The organism is Shimia sp. R10_1, from assembly GCF_017744095.1.
Taxonomy (GTDB): domain Bacteria; phylum Pseudomonadota; class Alphaproteobacteria; order Rhodobacterales; family Rhodobacteraceae; genus Shimia.
In genome coordinates this window covers 332,349-348,978 of record NZ_JAGHQX010000004.1, presented here as the reverse complement: position 1 = coordinate 348,978, position 16,630 = coordinate 332,349, and the positions used below count along the sequence as shown (strand labels likewise).

Below are 16,630 nucleotides of genomic sequence, written 5' to 3'. Positions count from 1 at the left end.
CTGCCCCTTTGAGTGTTGTTCTTATGAAAAAGGCCCGCTGAAACAGCGGACCTTCTTATTAGATATGTCTGGGGTCAATGCACAACCGCATCATCGGGTTTGGGGCGCCCGGAGGTGCCGAGGCGATCACCGATGATGAGCCCTTCGGCCCCTGCCGAGACCGGCACGGTATCGCCGTCTTTCACGTCGCCGGCCAGCAGAGCCTCTGCCAGCGGGTTTTGCAGGGCGCGCTGGATCACGCGTTTCAGAGGGCGAGCGCCAAAGACTGGATCGTAGCCTTCGTCAGCCAGCCATTTCTGCGCCCCTTCGTCCAGTTCGACACTGATCTTGCGGCCCGCCAGTCGTTTCTTCAGGCGTGCCAGCTGAATATCGACAATGCCATCCATATCGGCGCGCGCGAGGCGGTCAAAGATCACGGTTTCATCCAGACGGTTGAGGAATTCGGGGCGGAAGTGGGCCCGCACCGCATCCATCACATCACGACGCGCATCTGCGGCATCCGCGCCTTCGGGCAGTTGGCTGAGCGCCTGTGCGCCAAGGTTGGAGGTGAGGATGATCAGCGTTTGCTTGAAATCCACCGTGCGGCCCTGACCGTCAGTCAGCACCCCATCATCAAGCACCTGCAAAAGCACGTTGAAGACATCGGGGTGCGCCTTCTCGACCTCATCAAACAGCACCACCTGATAAGGGCGGCGGCGCACGGCCTCTGTCAGCACCCCGCCTTCGTCATAGCCGACATAGCCGGGAGGCGCACCGATCAGACGGGCAACCGCGTGTTTCTCCATGAATTCGGACATGTCGATGCGCACCATGGCGCTGTCATCATCAAAAAGGAAATCGGCCACGGCTTTGGTGAGCTCGGTTTTCCCGACGCCGGTTGGGCCGAGGAAGAGGAAACTGCCAAGGGGGCGGTTTTCATCGTTGAGGCCCGCGCGGGCACGGCGCACGGCGTTGGACACGGCGGTGACCGCTGCGTTCTGGCCGATGACGCGGGCGTGCAGGTCCTCTTCCATGCGCAGGAGCTTTTCCCGCTCGCCTTCAAGCATCTTGGAGGTTGGGATACCTGTCCAACGCTCGACCACCTGGGCGATTTGTTCCGGGCGCACGGCTTCTTCCACCGTCATTTCGCCTTCGCCGTTTTCGGCCGCATCCAGTTTTTTCTCCAGATCGGGGATCACGCCGTAGCTCAGCTCGCCTGCGCGGGCCAGGTTGCCTGCACGTTTGGCGATGTCAAGATCGGCGCGGGCCTGATCCAGCGCTTCTTTAATGTTCTGCGCGGAGGCGAGTTTGTCGCGACCAGCCTGCCATTTGGCAGTCATCTCTGCGGATTTCTCCTGCAGATCTGCGAGATCTTTTTGCAGGGTTTCCAGACGGTCCACGGAAGCGGCGTCATCCTCAAGCTGGAGCGCCTGTTCTTCGATCTGCAATTGCAGGATCTGACGGTCAAGCGCGTCGAGCTCTTCTGGTTTGCTGTCCACTTCCATACGCAGGCGGGAAGCGGCCTCGTCCACAAGGTCGATGGCTTTGTCTGGTAGGAAGCGGTCGGTGATGTAGCGGTGGCTGAGCGTGGAGGCCGCGACCAGCGCGCTATCTGAGATGCGCACGCCGTGGTGCAGCTCATATTTTTCCTTGATGCCGCGCAGGATGGAAATTGTGTCTTCCACGGTGGGCTCTTCGACCATCACCGGCTGGAAGCGCCGCGCAAGGGCTGCGTCTTTTTCCACATATTTGCGGTATTCATCGAGCGTGGTGGCGCCGATGCAGTGCAGCTCGCCACGGGCCAGGGCCGGTTTGATCAGGTTGGCCGCATCCATCGCGCCCTCTGATTTGCCCGCGCCCACAAGGGTGTGCATCTCATCAATGAAGAGGATGATTTCGCCTGCGGCCTCAGTGACTTCGGTGAGCACGGATTTGAGGCGTTCCTCAAACTCGCCACGGTATTTTGCACCCGCAATCAGCGCGCCCATGTCGAGCGCGAGAAGCTTCTTGTTGCGCAAGCTCTCCGGCACATCACCATTGACGATGCGCAGGGCCATGCCCTCGGCAATCGCGGTTTTGCCGACGCCGGGCTCCCCGATCATCACCGGGTTGTTTTTGGTGCGGCGGCTCAGGACCTGCATGGCACGGCGGATTTCATCATCGCGGCCAATGATCGGGTCGATTTTGCCTTCGCTGGCGCGCTCGGTCAGATCCTGCGCGTATTTCTTGAGCGCCTCATAGCCGTCTTCCGCGGACGCGCTGTCGGCAGTGCGGCCTTTGCGGATGTCGTTGATCGCGGCATTCAGCGCTTGGGCGGTGACGTTGCCCGCCACGAGCGCCTCTTTGGCTTTGGATTTCACCATCACCAGCGCCATCAGGATACGCTCCACAGGGACAAAGCTGTCGCCCGCTTTTTTGGCGAGGCTTTCCGCCTCTGACAGGACTTTGGCGGAGGTGTTGTCCAGATAGGGTTGGCCGGTGTCGCCCGACACTTGCGGCTGTTTGGCAACCGCGGCATCCACCGCTTCGCGCACAGCTGCAGCGTTGCCACCCGCGCGGCTGATCAGGTTGGCTGCGAGCCCCTGATCGTCGTCCATCAGTGCTTTTAGAATGTGTTCGGGCACCAGACGCTGGTGATTTTCCCGCATCGCAATGGTTTGCGCCGCCTGAATGAAGCCGCGCGACCGCTCCGTGAACTTGCTCAAGTCCATGGTTTTCTCCTTTTTATAAGCGCCCTTTTGCCGATGGCGCCCGCTTTGCGGCACGCCTGGTTGTGGGCCTCATGCAAAATGTGGGATCTCGTGCGCGTCAGGTCAAGATTGTCTGACAGGAATTTCCGCCCGCCTGTGCACGTTTTGCGCGTTTGACAGGAAGGAGCACGAAAATTCCCAAAAATTGAGACGAATTTCGCCCCATTTGCGGTGCAGAAACACTTAGGTGAGCAGACATAAGAAAAGACCATGAGATGCATGTGACCGATATCCAAATCTCTAACCCGATGTATCGTCAGACCTTGGGGGAGTTGAGCGCGGTGGTGAGCCTGAGCAGTGAGGCGCGTGATGTGCGGGTGCATTGCGCGATCCCGGCGGCAGAAACCACAGAGCCCCAAAAGGGGCCTGGCCGCATTGCTCTGATCAGAGAGGCGCTGCGTCAACTGCGCCGGATGCCGGAGATGCGCACCGGCCATGAAGAGCTTTCTTTTGCCCCGGGCGTATTGCCAAACGAAGGGTGACACCTAGGAAAGATGACCCATGAAGCCTCCCAACGGGGAGGCTTTTTGCGTTTCTGGGGATTTCTGGCGGATTCTGGGGCCTGCGCACGCGCACGCAGACTTGCCGGACCAGAGTTGAGGCGCTAGAAGGCGCACGTTTGCTTTGTGCCACCCTAAATTGCTGGAGACCTCCCATGAGTTCAGACGACCGCCTGATCGTAGCGCTTGACGTGCCCAACGCCCTGCAGGGCCTGAAACTCGCGGAGCAAATTGGCGATGCCGTGTCTTTTTACAAGATCGGGCTTGGCATGCTGACCGGAGGCGGTCTGGCGCTGGCCAATGAGCTGAAAGACGAGCACGGCAAGCGCATCTTTCTGGATATGAAGCTGTTTGACATCGGCGCCACCGTTGAGGCGGCGGTGCGCGGGCTCGCGCAGTTTGATCTGGATTTCCTGACCGTACATGGCGACCCGCATGTGGTGGCTGCGGCCAAAGAAGGCGCGGCGGGCAGCAATCTGAAAATTCTGGGCGTGACCATCCTGACCTCGCTGGATCGCACAGATCTGGACAACTGTCTGATCAAAGAAGGCGAGATCAAGGATCTGGTACAGGAGCGTGCGGGCCGGGCGTTTGACGCGGGCGCGGATGGTGTGATTGCCTCCCCTCAGGAAGCTGCGCTGATCCGGGCGCTGCCAGAATCTGAGGGCCGTCTCATCGTAACCCCCGGCGTGCGCCCCGCAGGCGCAGCACTTGGCGATCAGAAGCGCGTCGCAACCCCGGCCAATGCCGTGGCAGACGGCGCTGACCACATTGTGGTAGGCCGTCCGGTCTGGACCGCAGATGACCCACGCGCCGCGGCGCAAGCGATTGTGACAGAGTTGGCCTCTGCACAGGCCAAACGCCCCAACCACTAAGCCAAAGCCTGCGCGCCGCCCCTGTCAGGCGGCGCGACTGCTGCTATATTGAGGCTCCGAGACTCACACGAGAGACGCGCGGATGCCTACATTTTGCCGAGACTGCCTGACCGAGAGCCAAAGTGCTGCGCGCTGTGGCCACTGTGGCAGCATGCGCGTGATTTCCCATCCGGAGCTGTTTGATCTGTCCATCGCGCATATGGATTGTGATGCATTTTACGCGAGCGTGGAGAAGCGCGACAATCCGGAGCTGGTGGACAAGCCGGTGATCATTGGCGGCGGGCGACGCGGCGTTGTCTCGACCGCCTGTTACGTGGCACGCATTCGCGGAGTGCGCAGCGCCATGCCGATGTTTCAGGCGCTGAAGCTCTGCCCCGAGGCGGTGGTGATCAAGCCGCGTATGTCGGTCTATGTCGAAGTCAGCCGCGCCATTCGCGCGATGATGGATGAGCTGACCCCGGTGATTGAGCCGCTGTCGCTGGATGAAGCTTTCCTCGACCTGACCGGCACCACAAAGCTGCATGGTGCGCCGCCAGCGGTGATGCTGGCGCGGCTGACAAAACGCATGAAAGACGAGCTGGGCATCACCGGCTCTATTGGGCTGTCGCACAACAAGTTTCTTGCGAAAGTGGCCAGTGATCTGGACAAGCCGCGCGGGTTTTCGGTGATTGGCGAGGCGGAGACGGCGGATTTCCTGAGTGACAAGCCTGTGCGGATGATCTGGGGGATTGGTCCAGTGGCGCAGGAAAGTCTGGAGCGCGCGGGCATTCGCACCTTCACCGATCTGCTGCGCTGGGATCAGGAAGACCTGATCGCACGGTTTGGCAACACGGGATATCGGCTGTGGCATCTGGCGCGGGGGCAAGACAAGCGTAAGGTCTCCGCCCATGCGCCGATGAAAAGCATCAGCAATGAGACCACGTTTTTTGAGGACACCGCCAGTTTGGATGTGCTGGACGGGCACATCTGGCGGCTGTCAGAAAAGGTGTCGGATCGGGCGAAAGCCAAGGATTTGGCGGGGCGGGTGGTGACGCTGAAGCTGAAGCGCGCCAATCACAGCACGATCAGCCGCCGGATCAGCCTGCGGGACGCCACACAGATGGCAGACACGCTCTATCGCACCGCACGCGGATTGTTTGATCAGGTTGGCAATGAGGGACCGTATCGGCTGATCGGCGTGGGGCTGGCGGATCTGGTGCCCGCCACGCAGGCGGATTTGTCAGGCGATTTGCTGGACCCGCAGGCGGTGCAGAGGGCGAAGGCGGAGCGGGCCACGGATGCGATCCGCGCCCGGTTTGGCACGGATGCGATCCAGAAGGGGCGTGGGATACGGTAGTGCCTAAATTAGGGCAGTGCCCGACCGCGGGTGGGCGCTCAATCCGGTAAGTGTGGCACTTTATCTCGCAACCAACTGGTCGTTCACGACATGTGCAACCGTTGCAAAAGCGCCCGCCCATGGGGGCGGACGGGCGCTGCCCGGCGGCGCGATGCGCCTTGTTGCCGGGCGAAGCTAACAAGGGCTGTGCCTGCCTGGGGAGGTGCGCATGCGCCTGCCGGGGGGCAGGCAGGTGCAGCCCGTGCCGCAAGCGACACGGGCGCTGGTTTTGGATCAATCGTATTTGCGTTGGTCTTCGATGACGATGCCATCTTTGGGCAGGCTGCCCGGCGCGACGATTTCCACGGTGCCTTTGAGCTTCAGCGCATCCACGACGGAGGCCCCATAAGCCGCCGCATCGCCACCGGGGGATTCAATCTGCACTGTCATCACATCCATCTCACCCGCACGCGTGGCGATGACGCGCGCTTTGGCGATCTCGTCATGTTTGGCGACCAGCGCGGCGACCTGTTCAGGGCGCACAAACATGCCTTTGATCTTGGCGGTCTGGTCGGCCCGGCCCATCCAGCCTTTGATGCGCATATTGGTGCGGCCACAGGGGCTTTCGCCCGGCAGGATTGCGGAGAGATCGCCGGTGGCAAAACGGATCAGCGGGTAATCAGGGTTGAGCGTGGTCACCACAACCTCACCGACCTCACCCGGCGCCACAGGGGTGCCGGTGCCGGGGGTGACGATTTCGACAATCACGCCTTCGTCGATGATCATGCCTTCCATGGCGTCAGACTCATAAGCAATCGAGCCAAGATCCGCCGTGCCGTAGCCTTGCAGGCAGGTGATGCCACGATCCGCATATTCCTGACGCAGCGATGGGAAGAGCGCACCGCCGCCCACTGTGGCTTTGGTGATCTGGAGTTTTTCGCCCATCTCCTCGGCTTTATCGAGAATGATCTTCAGATAGTCAGGTGTGCCGGCATAGGCGGTGGTGCCGATATCCACAGCGGCGCGGACCTGCATTTCGGTCTGGCCGACACCTGCAGGCAGCACCTTTGCGCCCACAGCGCGTGCGCCACTTTCAAACATCATGCCCGCCGGAGTCAGGTGATAAGAAAAGCAGTTCTGCACAATGTCGTTTGCCCCAATGCCCACCGCGTGCAGCACCCGGCCAAAGCGGAACCAGTCGTGGCTGGTGCCGCCGGGTTCATAGATCGGACCCGGAGATTGGAACACATGGGCAATATTGGGATTGCTGAGATCGGCAAAACCACCCAGTGGGCCTGCGGCTTTCTGCGCCGCGCCAAGCTCGGATTTGCGCAACACGGGAAGGTCTGCGAGCGCGGCAGCTGAAGAAATCGCTGCCGGATCGACATTGGCAAGACTGGCCGCGAAGCCCGGCAGCGCTTTGGCCCGGGCCAGCTGCGCTGGCAGGGCGACGCTCAGGTCTGCGGCGCGCTGATCGGCGCTGCGGGTTTCCAACTCATCAAAAAAGCGGCTCATGGTGCCATCCTTTATGTGCTCTGCCGCTTGTCATGCGGCCAAAGATTTCTTGTACGCGCGCGGTGTAGGCGCAGCGCGAGAGGGGGGAGTGAATGCCCAAAGACCGGGCGAGAGGGAAAGCTGAGGTTAGCTCAGCCAGCGTTTGCGACGGCGGTAGGAGCGCACATCGCGGAAGGATTTGCGGCCTTCCTCAGACATGCCAAGGTAGAATTCTTTCACATCCGGGTTTTCGCGCAGATCGGCGGCGGGGCCATCCATCACCACCCGGCCGGATTCCAGAATATAGCCATAGTGTGCGAAGCGCAGGGCGACGTTGGTGTTTTGCTCTGCCAGAAGGAAGGTTGCGCCTTCTTTTTCGTTGAGGTCTTTCACAATGGTGAAAATCTCTTCGACCAACTGCGGTGCGAGGCCCATTGAGGGCTCATCCAGCAGGATGCACTCCGGGCGGCTCATCAGGGCGCGGCCAATAGCAACCATCTGCTGCTCCCCGCCGGAGGTATAGCCCGCCTGCGATTTGCGGCGTTCTTTGAGGCGTGGGAAGTAATTATAGACCATCTCGAGATCTGCGGCGACTTCGCCACCGCTGCGGGTGTAGGCCCCGGTCAGCAGGTTTTCCTCGACGGTGAGGTGTTCAAAGCAATGGCGGCCTTCCATCACCTGAATGACGCCCTTTTTCACCAGCGCGGCCGGGTCAAGATCGGCCACCGGTTCGCCGCGATAGTTGATCGAGCCCTTGGTGACCTCGCCGCGCTCGGAGTGCAGCAGGTTTGAAATGGCTTTCAGCGTGGTGGTTTTGCCTGCGCCATTGCCCCCCAACAAAGCGGTGATGCCGCCCTTGGGGACCGAAAGGCTCACGCCTTTCAAAACAAGGATCACGTGGTTGTAGATCACCTCGATGTTGTTGACCTCCAAAAGGGTCTCTTCGGTGCGGCCAGCGTCAAGCATATGCGTTGTCTTTCGTGTCTGGATCAGGATGCCCCGGCCAGCCGCTGGCGGCCGGGGCTGATGTGTTTGCGCGGCTTACTTGCAGCCCGCTTCGATGTTGTTTTCAGCAGCGTAGGCAGCGGAGTCTTCTGCCACCAGCGCGCCGATCACCTCGCCATCTGTCGCGGCAAAGTCAGAGATCAGCGACCAGGTTTTGTTGGCTGCGTCCCACTGGGTCACACCCACGAGGCCCGGGCCACCGTGGTTTTGACAGGAGACATCAAAGGCTGGGCCGAAGTTTGGCATGCCAAGTGCCGCCATTTTGGCCTCATCGATCTGCAGGGCTTCCATGCCGTCGCGCATCTGGCTTGCGGTGATTTCACCGGTGCCATGAATTTCCTGCGCGGTTTTGGCGGCTTCGGCTGCGAGCATGGCGGCATACATGCCACGGTTATAAAGCACGTTGCCAATCTGATCGCCTGCGCCTGCGGCTTTGCCCGTGTCGACAACATATTTCTGGATGTCATCAAAGATCGGGAAGTCACGGCCCACATTGTGGAAGGTCAGCGCCTTGTAGCCATTGGCTTTGTCGCCAGCTGGCAGCACATCATGCTCTGCGCCAGACCACCAGATGCCAATGAAGTTTTCCATCGGGAAGCGGATGTTGGCGGCTTCCTGAACCGCAACCTGGTTCATCACGCCCCAGCCCCACATCAGCACAAAGTCAGGCTTTTCACGACGGATTTGCAGCCACTGTGACTTTTGTTCCTGACCGGGGTGATCCACCGGCAGCAGGCTCAGCTCATAGCCGTGCTTTTTCTGCAGCTCTTCGAGCGTGCGGATCGGCTCTTTGCCGTAAGCGGAGTTGTGGTAGACCAGCGCGATTTTTTTGCCGGACAAGTCGCCACCGTTGGCTTCCAGCAGGTAGTTGATCGCCCCGGAGGCACCATTCCAGTAGTTGCCTGGATAGTTGAAGACGTGGCTGAACACTTCGCCGTTGGCAGCTGAGGTCCGGCCATAGCCCATGGAGTGGATCGGGATGTCATCTGCGGTTGCTTTGGGGATCAGCTGATAGGTGATGCCCGTGGAGAGCGGCTGATAGACCAGCGCGCCTTCGCCTTTGGTGGATTCATAGCATTCCACGCCTTTTTGCGTGTTGTAGCCCGTTTCACATTCCAGCAGACGCGCAGGCACGCCGCCAATACCGCCGTCACGTTCGTTGAGCAGCGTAAAGTAGTCTGCATAGCCATCTGCAAACGGAATGCCACCTGCAGCATAAGGGCCTGTGCGGTAGCTGAGTGATGGGAACACCAGATCGGCCATTGCCGGGGCTGCCGCCATCACCGCGCCGAGCGCCATGGATGCGAATTTCAATTTCATCGGGTTTCTCCTCCCTTGGTTTTTGTCCGATGGTGCGCGCAGCGCCTCCCCGCCGCGCACGGTGGTCATGGCCCCGCCGTCAATGCGGGAAGGGCCACAACCTCAGCTTCTCCTTGGCCACGCGCCAGAGTTGCGCAAGACCATGAGGTTCTGCGATCAGGAAGACGATGATCAACGCCCCCACGATCAGGAATTCGAGGTGTGCGGCGATGTCGGTTGGCCAGCCAAGCCCCCCCACCAGCACGTTTTTCAGCAGGACCGGCATCAGAACCAAGAAGGCCGCGCCAGCAAAGGAGCCAAAGATCGAGCCCAGACCGCCGATGATGATCATGAAGAGCACAAGGAACGACTGGTTGATGCCAAAGGCTTCGCCCACTTCCACCGCGCCCAGATAGACCGAGAAGAACAGCGCGCCAGCAACACCGATGAAGAAAGAGCTGACAGCAAAAGCAGAGAGCTTGGCTTTCAGCGGGTTCACACCGATGATTTCAGCGGCAATGTCCATGTCGCGGATCGCCATCCATTTGCGCCCCTGCATGCCACGGGTCAGGTTACGCGCCACGAGGGCGAGCAGCGTGAGGATCACAAGGCAGAAGAGGTATGGCGCCCAAGCAGTGGTGTTTGGGCCCGTTACAGCGATGCCAAACACGGTGCGTTCTGGTGCGGAGATCTGACCGGAGGCGGAGTAGTTGTAAAACCACGGCACCCGGTTGAAGAGCCAGACCAGAAAGAACTGCGCCGCCAGTGTGGCCACCGCGAGATAAAACCCTTTGATGCGCAGCGAAGGCAGACCAAAGAGCACCCCCACCAGCGCAGTCACGCCCCCTGCCAGCAGCACGTGGATAAAGATGCTGATCTCCGGGAAGGCGGTCATGAGTTTGTAGCAGGCGTAGGCCCCCACAGCCATGAAGCCCCCGGTGCCTAGGCTGACCTGCCCGCAGTAGCCCACAAGGATGTTCAGACCAATCGCCGCGATCGCATAGATCAGGAACGGCAGGAAGATCGCGTTGACCCAATAGTCGTTGATCAGAAACGGCACTGCACCAAAGGCAAAGAGCATCACCGCATAATACCGATAGCGATCAAATCTGATCGGGAAGGTTTGGTTGTCGTCGGCGTAGTTCGTTTTGAAGTCGCCCGCTTCACGATAGAACATCAGCTGTTCTCCTCGTTATATTCTCTTTCAAGATGGGACCGGTCCGCCCGGAGCCCTTTTTTCGCATAGCCTGTCGCCTCTGAGTGGCGCACAAGCTTGAAGTAACACCAAAGTCCCAGTGCTCCTCCTGTTGCCGCGAGGATCGCGGCGATGGTCATTTGCCCTGTGTCAGCTGGGTCCGCCGAGATGGCGAGGTAGCCGAAGGCCCAGAAGCCGGACCAGGCGATAACGTTCAGGATGGCTAGTAACTTTGGCATATCCTGTGAGACCTTTCGTTTTAGACCCTCTCGATAATCTTCTCGCCGAAGAGGCCCTGAGGCCGGAAGACGAGGAAGACGAGTGCCAGCACATAGGCGAACCAGTTTTCGGTCGCGCCACCCACCAGCGGGCCGACAGTGAATTCAAACAGCTTTTCGCCAACACCGATGATTAACCCGCCAACAATGGCGCCCGGGATCGACGTGAAGCCGCCCAGCATCAGCACCGGCAGTGCTTTCAGCGCGATCAGCGAGAGCGAGAACTGCACACCGGATTTGGCACCCCACATGATGCCGGCGACCAGCGCCACAAAGCCTGCAACGGACCAGACCATGACCCAGATGAAATTGAGCGAGATGCCCACAGACAACGCGGCCTGGTGATCATCTGCGACAGCGCGCATGGCGCGGCCCTGCTTGGTGTATTGTGAAAACAGCACCAATGCGACCACGAGGATAGCGGCGATCACCGTGGCGACCAGATCCAATTGATCGAGGAAGAAGCCATAGAAGTTTTCATTGCCCATGCCGAGCCACTGGGTGTTTTCTTCGATCCAGAAACTACCGCCCTGGGGCAGGCCCACATCCAGTGTCTTGATGTCAGAGCCCCACATCAGGTCGCCAAAGCCTTCGAGGAAGTAGGCGAGACCGATGGTGGCCATGAACAGGATGATCGGTTCCTGATTGACCAGATGGCGGAACACAAATTTCTGCACCGCCCAGGCGAGGAGCACCATAACACCCATAGTCAAAAGGATCGCCAGCACTGCAGGAACGTGCCAGCCGAAATGGTGGATTTCCGTGCCGAGTGCTGCGTTGATTAGATGGGCAAAAGGCACCTGCCCTTTCATAATCCCCACCAGTGTCGCCGCAGAAAACAGCGCCATCACACCCTGGGCGTAGTTGAAGATACCGGAGGCTTTGTAGATCAGAACGAAGCCCAGCGCGACGAGGGCATAAAGCACCCCTGCCATCAGGCCGTTAAGCACAACCTCAGTGCCGTAGAGAAGACTTTCAGGCATCACAAACGCCTCCGAATTTTACTTTAAAGTCAGGGATTTGCTTAGTCATGAGCCACCCCCAGATAGGCGTCGATCACATCCTGGTTGTTGCGCACCTCATCTGGTGTGCCATCGCCGATCTTTTTGCCGTAATCCATCACCACCACGCGATCGGACAGGTCCATGACCACGCCCATATCGTGCTCGATCAGCGCGATTGTGGTGCCAAATTCATCATTCATATCAAGGATAAAGCGGGACATGTCCTCTTTCTCCTCAACGTTCATCCCGGCCATGGGCTCATCCAGAAGCAGGATGGAAGGTTCCGCCGCCAGTGCGCGCGCAAGCTCGACCCGTTTCTTCAGGCCATAAGGCAGACGGCCCACCGGTGTTTTGCGGATGTGCTGGATTTCGAGGAAGTCGATGATCCGCTCCACAAAGGCGCGGTTTTCCACTTCTTCTTTCTCGGCTTTGCCTTTCCAGAGCGCCTGTTGGATCAGATTGGCGTTCATCTGGCGCAGACGGCCGGTCATCACGTTATCAAGCACAGACATGCCTTCAAACAGCGCGATGTTCTGAAACGTACGGGCAATGCCCTGTTGCGCCACCTGATAAGGTTTCATCGGCGGACGCTTGGCACCTTTGTACCAGACTTCGCCTTCCTGCGGCACGTAGAAGCCGGAAATCACGTTCAGCATTGAGGATTTGCCTGCCCCGTTCGGGCCGATGATCGCGCGGATCTCGCCTTCGCGGATGTCAAAGCTGATGTCGGTGATCGCCTTCACCCCGCCAAAGCGCAGCGTGATGTTTTTCATTTCCATCACCACACCGCCAATGGTGCGGCCATCGTCGGTGACGAAACTGTCGTTGCTCATATCGTTCATTCTGCTGCCACCTTGCTGGCTACGGGCACCACTGCGGCGTCGCGCAATTCAAGCGTGGCGCGGATGCTGCCTTTGCGGCCGTCCTCATAGGTCACTTCGGTTTCTGTGGAGACCGAGCTGGCGCCGCCATAGAGCGCCTCCACCAGATCGCTGTATTTGTCCGCCACAATCACACGGCGCACTTTGCGGGTGCGGGTCATTTCGCCGTCATCAGCATCCAGCTCCTTATGCAGCACAAGGAAGCGGTGGATCTGACAGCCCGCCAGCATTGGGTCATCGGCCACAGATTTGTTGACAGTTTCCACGTGGCCCTGAATGGTCTCAAGCACCTTCGGGTGGCCCGCCAGCTCCTGATAGGAGGCATAGGGGATGTTGTTGCGCTCTGCCCAGTTGCCCACCGCCGTCAGGTCGATGTTGATGAAGGCCACGCAGCGGTCCTTGCCGTTGCCAAAGAGTACGGCCTCCAGAATGTCGGGATAGAACTTCAGTTTGTTCTCGACATATTTCGGCGCGAACATGGCCCCATCGGCCATTTTGCCCACGTCTTTGGCGCGGTCGATGATGCGCAGATGGCCGCTGTCTTTTTCAAAGAACCCCGCGTCGCCGGTGGCGACCCAGCCTTCGGCGTCTTTGGTCGAGGCGGTGCTTTCCGGGTTGTTGAAATACTCCACAAACACACCAGGGCTGCGATAGTGAATCTCGCCGTTGTCGTCGATTTTGATTTCCACGTCCGGTGCAGGCACACCCACCGTATCGGCGCGCACCTGACCATCCGGCTGTGCGGTGATAAACACCGTTGCTTCGGTCTGGCCGTAGAGCTGTTTGAGGTTGATGCCGAGGGAGCGATAGAACTCAAAAATCTCAGGCCCAATCGCTTCACCTGCGGTGTAGCCGACGCGCACGCGGCCAAAGCCAAGCGTATCCTTCAGCGGGCCATAGACCAGCATATCGCCAAGGCGGTATTTCAGACGGTCCATGAAGGAAACCGGATTGCCGTCCAGAATGTCGCCCCCCACTTTTTTGGCGTGTTCCATAAATCTGTGGAACATCCGGCGCTTGAGATTGCCGGCGTCTTCCATGCGGATCATCACATTGGTGAGCTGGGTCTCAAACACGCGTGGTGGGGCAAAATAGTAGGTCGGCCCGATTTCACGCAGGTCGGTCATCATGGTGTCCGCGGACTCAGGGCAGTTCACGCAGAAACCTGTCCAATAAGCCTGCCCCACCGAGAAGATGAAATCACCGACCCAGGCCATAGGCAGGTAGGCTAGGATCTCTTCGCCGGCGGTCAGACCGTCAAACTCGGCAGAGTTTTTTGCGCTTTCGATCACGTTGCGATTGGAAAGAACCACGCCTTTGGGTTTGCCGGTGGTGCCTGAGGTGTAGAGCATCACACAGGTGCTGTCATAAGTCAGCTTGCCACGACGCGCCTCAAGATCCGTGATCCATTCATCCCGCGCCGCGCGCCCCTGTGCCTGAATATGGCTGAATTCATGCAGCTGATGGTGATCATATTTCCGCAGCCCTCGGGGGTCGATGTAGATCATATGTTCGAACTGATGCAGGCTGTCCTGAATGTCGATGATCTTGTCGACCTGTTCCTGGTCTTCGACGATGGCGTATTTCGCGCCGCAGTGGCCGAGGATGTATTCCATCTCATCCGCCGCGCTGTCCTGATAAACAGGCACGGGCACCGCACCAACGCATTGCGCGGCAACCATGGACCAGTAAAAATAAGGGCGGTTGCGCCCGATGATGGCGACAAAATCGCCCTCAGACACGCCCAAATTGATCAGGCCAAGCGCGAGCGCTTCGATTTCATTTGCTGTCTCTGCCCAAGTCCAGGTCTGCCAGATCCCAAACTCTTTTTCCCGATAAGCGTCTTTGTCCGCAAATTGGGTGGCGTTCCGCTGCAACAGCGCCGGGATGGACGCAAGTCCACCGGTCGCCTGTGACGACTGTGCCAATTTTCTTTCCTCCCTAGAACTCGCCCTAATGTTGTATTTGAGCAAGCCAAAATCGCCGAAACGATTCCTCCCCCCATAGTGGGGCTCAGAACAGGCTGTGGGTCAACTTTTTCCTGAACATTTCCCAATCCTTACGAATTGTAACAAGGCGCATTTCAGGCTTTCGCTGCCCCTAAAACCGGTGTTAGCGGTAGTGGAAAGGAGAGCTGAATGGCGCATGTGAAAGGGGAAACGCAGGCGATGACCGTCGCCGGGCTGAACCTGATCAAGCAGGCCCTGTCGATTTATGACAGTGACCTGAAGTTGGTGGTGGCCAATGCGCGCTTTCGCGAAATGTTCTCCATTCCCAAGCACTTGATGCAGCCCGGCGCGACCTTTGCCGACACCATCGCGTTTCTCATTGAGAACGGGGAATATGGCGTCATCCCCATCGCAGAGAAGCAGGCGTTCATTCAGGATCGGGTGAAACGGGCCCTGGCTTTTGAGCCGCACTATTTTGAGCGTCAACGCGCCGATGGCCGCTGGATCAGTGTGGAAGGCTCTCCACTGCCGCAGGGGGGCTGGGTGGCTGTTTACACCGACATCACCGCCACAAAACGACAGGAAGCGCTGCTGCGGGCGCGCTCTGAAGAGCTGTCAGATCAGGTGCTGCAATACGCCGAAGAGCTTTCCGCAGCCAACCGGGAAATGGAAAGCACGGTCAATACACTTGAGGAGGTCAAGCGCCAGCTGACCGAGAGCGAAGCGCGGATGCGCCTGACGGCAGAAATGATGCCTGCCCATATCGCCCATGTGGGACCAGACTGGATCTACACCTATTCCAACCGCCGCCTGAGCGCGGTGATCCCCGGGCGCCCTTCAGATATTGTGGGCATGCGTGCCGAAGACGCGCTTGGCGACAGCGCGTTTCGGGCGATCCGACCCTATCTTGAGGGTGCGTTTGCGGGGCGCGCCTCTGTGTTTGAGTTTAACGAACATCCCAGCACGCGGCGCATCCGTGTGGCCTTTACGCCGGATGACAGCGAGGGAGCGGCGCGCGGGGTCTATGTGCTGTCGATGGACATCACCGAGGAAACCCAAACCCGCGTTGCCCTGCAACAAACCCGGCGGCGCGAGATTGCCGCCCAAATGACCAGTGGGCTGGCGCATGATTTCTCCAACCTGCTGACCATCATTCTGGGCACACAGCGTAAATTGCAAAAGATGGGCCTGCCGGATGAGGCGCAATCACTGATCGAGGCCACATTGGGCGCGGCACGGCGTGGCGGCACGTTGCTGGACAATCTGGCCAATGTGACCGGGCCACGGGTGCCCAAACTGGCAGCCACGGATATGGCAGGTTTTCTGTCAGAGCTGGACACTTTGGCCCGCCCGACGGTGGGCAAAAACGTTGCACTGATCATCGAAAACAACATCCCCGAAGGCGCGTTGATGGTGGATCCGTCGATGCTGCAGGATTCGCTTGTGAACCTGCTGTTGAACGCAGCACATGCCTGTGGTGCGGGCGGCACCATTCTGTTGATTGCGGAGCTGGTGCAAGACACTTGGGTGCAATTCACGGTGCGTGACACCGGACCGGGATTCTCTGACGAGGCGTTGAGCCGTGCGCTGGATCCTTTCTTCACCACCAAGGGCGCGGATGGATCGGGCCTTGGACTGGCGATGGTTTATGACATGACAAAGCTGGTGGGCGGCGACATCAAAATCGGCAATGCGGTGAGCGGTGGGCAGGTGATCCTGCGGCTGCCGCTGCGCCGCGCTGTGCAGGATGCGACACCCGGGCTGGCGCTTCTGGTAGAGGACAATCCCGATCTGCGCGGGCTGATCCGTGACATGCTGACCGATATGAAACACACGGTGATTGAAGCCGCCAGCGTAGATGAGGCACGGGTGCTGCTGGATCAGGTGCCGGAGATCAAGCTGGTGCTTTCAGATATTTCCTTGGAAGGCGAGGCCACCGGTGTGGATCTGATCCGCGAGGTGCGGCGCGAGCGTGTGCCAACTTACCTGATGACCAGCTTGCCCCAGAGCCACACGCTCTATATCGAAGGGGCGGCACGGGCGCCGGTGCTGCCCAAACCGTTTACTGCCAAACAGTTAGATCAATTCTTGCACCCGAAGTGAGAG

General features: G+C 59.3%; 13 protein-coding genes. 4 read left to right on the top strand and 9 right to left on the bottom strand.

The window, feature by feature from the left end:
• Positions 1-74: 74 nt before the first annotated feature.
• On the bottom strand, positions 75-2,690 hold the full coding sequence (gene clpB / locus J7413_RS10500) for an ATP-dependent chaperone ClpB (RefSeq protein ID WP_209098027.1): 2,616 nt from the start codon (positions 2,688-2,690) through the stop codon (positions 75-77).
• 260 nt (positions 2,691-2,950) lie between these two features.
• On the opposite strand from clpB, the gene J7413_RS10495 reads away from it, so the two are divergent.
• From J7413_RS10495 to J7413_RS10485, 3 genes are all read left to right on the top strand, one after another.
• On the top strand, positions 2,951-3,211 hold the full coding sequence (locus J7413_RS10495; RefSeq protein WP_209098026.1) for a hypothetical protein: 261 nt from the start codon (positions 2,951-2,953) through the stop codon (positions 3,209-3,211).
• 173 nt (positions 3,212-3,384) lie between these two features.
• On the top strand, positions 3,385-4,104 hold the full coding sequence (gene pyrF, locus J7413_RS10490) for an orotidine-5'-phosphate decarboxylase (RefSeq protein WP_209098025.1): 720 nt from the start codon (positions 3,385-3,387) through the stop codon (positions 4,102-4,104).
• An 82-nt stretch (positions 4,105-4,186) separates the two neighbouring features.
• A complete protein-coding gene (locus J7413_RS10485; protein WP_209098024.1) occupies positions 4,187-5,440 on the top strand; it encodes a DNA polymerase IV in 1,254 nt (417 codons plus the stop codon).
• Positions 5,441-5,713: 273 nt separating this feature from the next.
• On the opposite strand, the gene J7413_RS10480 is transcribed toward J7413_RS10485, so the two are convergent.
• The 8 genes from J7413_RS10480 to J7413_RS10445 form a co-directional block, all read right to left on the bottom strand.
• Positions 5,714-6,934 carry an AMP-binding protein gene (locus J7413_RS10480; protein ID WP_209098023.1) on the bottom strand — a complete coding sequence of 407 codons (1,221 nt, stop codon included), beginning with the start codon at positions 6,932-6,934 and terminating at the stop codon, positions 5,714-5,716.
• A 126-nt stretch (positions 6,935-7,060) separates the two neighbouring features.
• Positions 7,061-7,879 (bottom strand): ABC transporter ATP-binding protein, encoded by an 819-nt coding sequence (locus tag J7413_RS10475; RefSeq protein ID WP_209098022.1) that lies wholly within the window; start codon positions 7,877-7,879, stop codon positions 7,061-7,063.
• 75 nt (positions 7,880-7,954) lie between these two features.
• A complete protein-coding gene (locus J7413_RS10470) occupies positions 7,955-9,238 on the bottom strand; it encodes an ABC transporter substrate-binding protein (RefSeq protein WP_209098021.1) in 1,284 nt (427 codons plus the stop codon).
• A gap of 79 nt (positions 9,239-9,317) precedes the next feature.
• Entirely contained in the window at positions 9,318-10,394 is a 1,077-nt protein-coding gene (locus J7413_RS10465; RefSeq protein ID WP_209098020.1) for a branched-chain amino acid ABC transporter permease, read from the bottom strand.
• Positions 10,394-10,651, bottom strand: coding sequence for a hypothetical protein (locus J7413_RS10460; protein WP_209098019.1), 258 nt, complete (start codon positions 10,649-10,651; stop codon positions 10,394-10,396). The genes J7413_RS10465 and J7413_RS10460 overlap by 1 nt, the downstream gene beginning before the upstream one ends.
• 20 nt (positions 10,652-10,671) lie before the next feature.
• The gene (locus J7413_RS10455; protein WP_209098018.1) at positions 10,672-11,673 is read right to left on the bottom strand and encodes a branched-chain amino acid ABC transporter permease; all 1,002 of its coding nucleotides are present in this window, start codon (positions 11,671-11,673) and stop codon (positions 10,672-10,674) included.
• A 41-nt stretch (positions 11,674-11,714) separates the two neighbouring features.
• Positions 11,715-12,536, bottom strand: a complete 822-nt coding sequence (locus J7413_RS10450; RefSeq protein WP_209098017.1) for an ABC transporter ATP-binding protein — start codon at positions 12,534-12,536, stop codon at positions 11,715-11,717.
• Positions 12,533-14,503, bottom strand: a complete 1,971-nt coding sequence (locus tag J7413_RS10445; RefSeq protein WP_209098016.1) for an AMP-binding protein — start codon at positions 14,501-14,503, stop codon at positions 12,533-12,535. The genes J7413_RS10450 and J7413_RS10445 overlap by 4 nt, the downstream gene beginning before the upstream one ends.
• Before the next feature lie 210 nt (positions 14,504-14,713).
• Between J7413_RS10445 and J7413_RS10440 the strand changes: the two genes are divergently transcribed.
• Positions 14,714-16,627: a PAS-domain containing protein gene (locus tag J7413_RS10440; protein WP_209098015.1), complete on the top strand. Its 1,914-nt coding sequence runs from the start codon at positions 14,714-14,716 to the stop codon at positions 16,625-16,627.
• The last annotated feature ends 3 nt before the right edge of the window (positions 16,628-16,630 follow it).

Excerpts from the sequence above, each read along its gene's own strand:
- clpB (WP_209098027.1), bottom strand. The coding sequence starts at position 2,690 with ATGGACTTGAGCAAGTTCACGGAGCGGTCGCGCGGCTTCATTCAGGCG.
- pyrF (WP_209098025.1), top strand. The coding sequence starts at position 3,385 with ATGAGTTCAGACGACCGCCTGATCGTAGCGCTTGACGTGCCCAACGCC.
- J7413_RS10485 (WP_209098024.1), top strand. The coding sequence starts at position 4,187 with ATGCCTACATTTTGCCGAGACTGCCTGACCGAGAGCCAAAGTGCTGCG.
- J7413_RS10480 (WP_209098023.1), bottom strand. The coding sequence starts at position 6,934 with ATGAGCCGCTTTTTTGATGAGTTGGAAACCCGCAGCGCCGATCAGCGC.
- J7413_RS10475 (WP_209098022.1), bottom strand. The coding sequence starts at position 7,879 with ATGCTTGACGCTGGCCGCACCGAAGAGACCCTTTTGGAGGTCAACAAC.
- J7413_RS10470 (WP_209098021.1), bottom strand. The coding sequence starts at position 9,238 with ATGAAATTGAAATTCGCATCCATGGCGCTCGGCGCGGTGATGGCGGCA.
- J7413_RS10465 (WP_209098020.1), bottom strand. The coding sequence starts at position 10,394 with ATGTTCTATCGTGAAGCGGGCGACTTCAAAACGAACTACGCCGACGAC.
- J7413_RS10460 (WP_209098019.1), bottom strand. The coding sequence starts at position 10,651 with ATGCCAAAGTTACTAGCCATCCTGAACGTTATCGCCTGGTCCGGCTTC.
- J7413_RS10455 (WP_209098018.1), bottom strand. The coding sequence starts at position 11,673 with ATGCCTGAAAGTCTTCTCTACGGCACTGAGGTTGTGCTTAACGGCCTG.
- J7413_RS10450 (WP_209098017.1), bottom strand. The coding sequence starts at position 12,536 with ATGAACGATATGAGCAACGACAGTTTCGTCACCGACGATGGCCGCACC.
- J7413_RS10440 (WP_209098015.1), top strand. The coding sequence starts at position 14,714 with ATGGCGCATGTGAAAGGGGAAACGCAGGCGATGACCGTCGCCGGGCTG.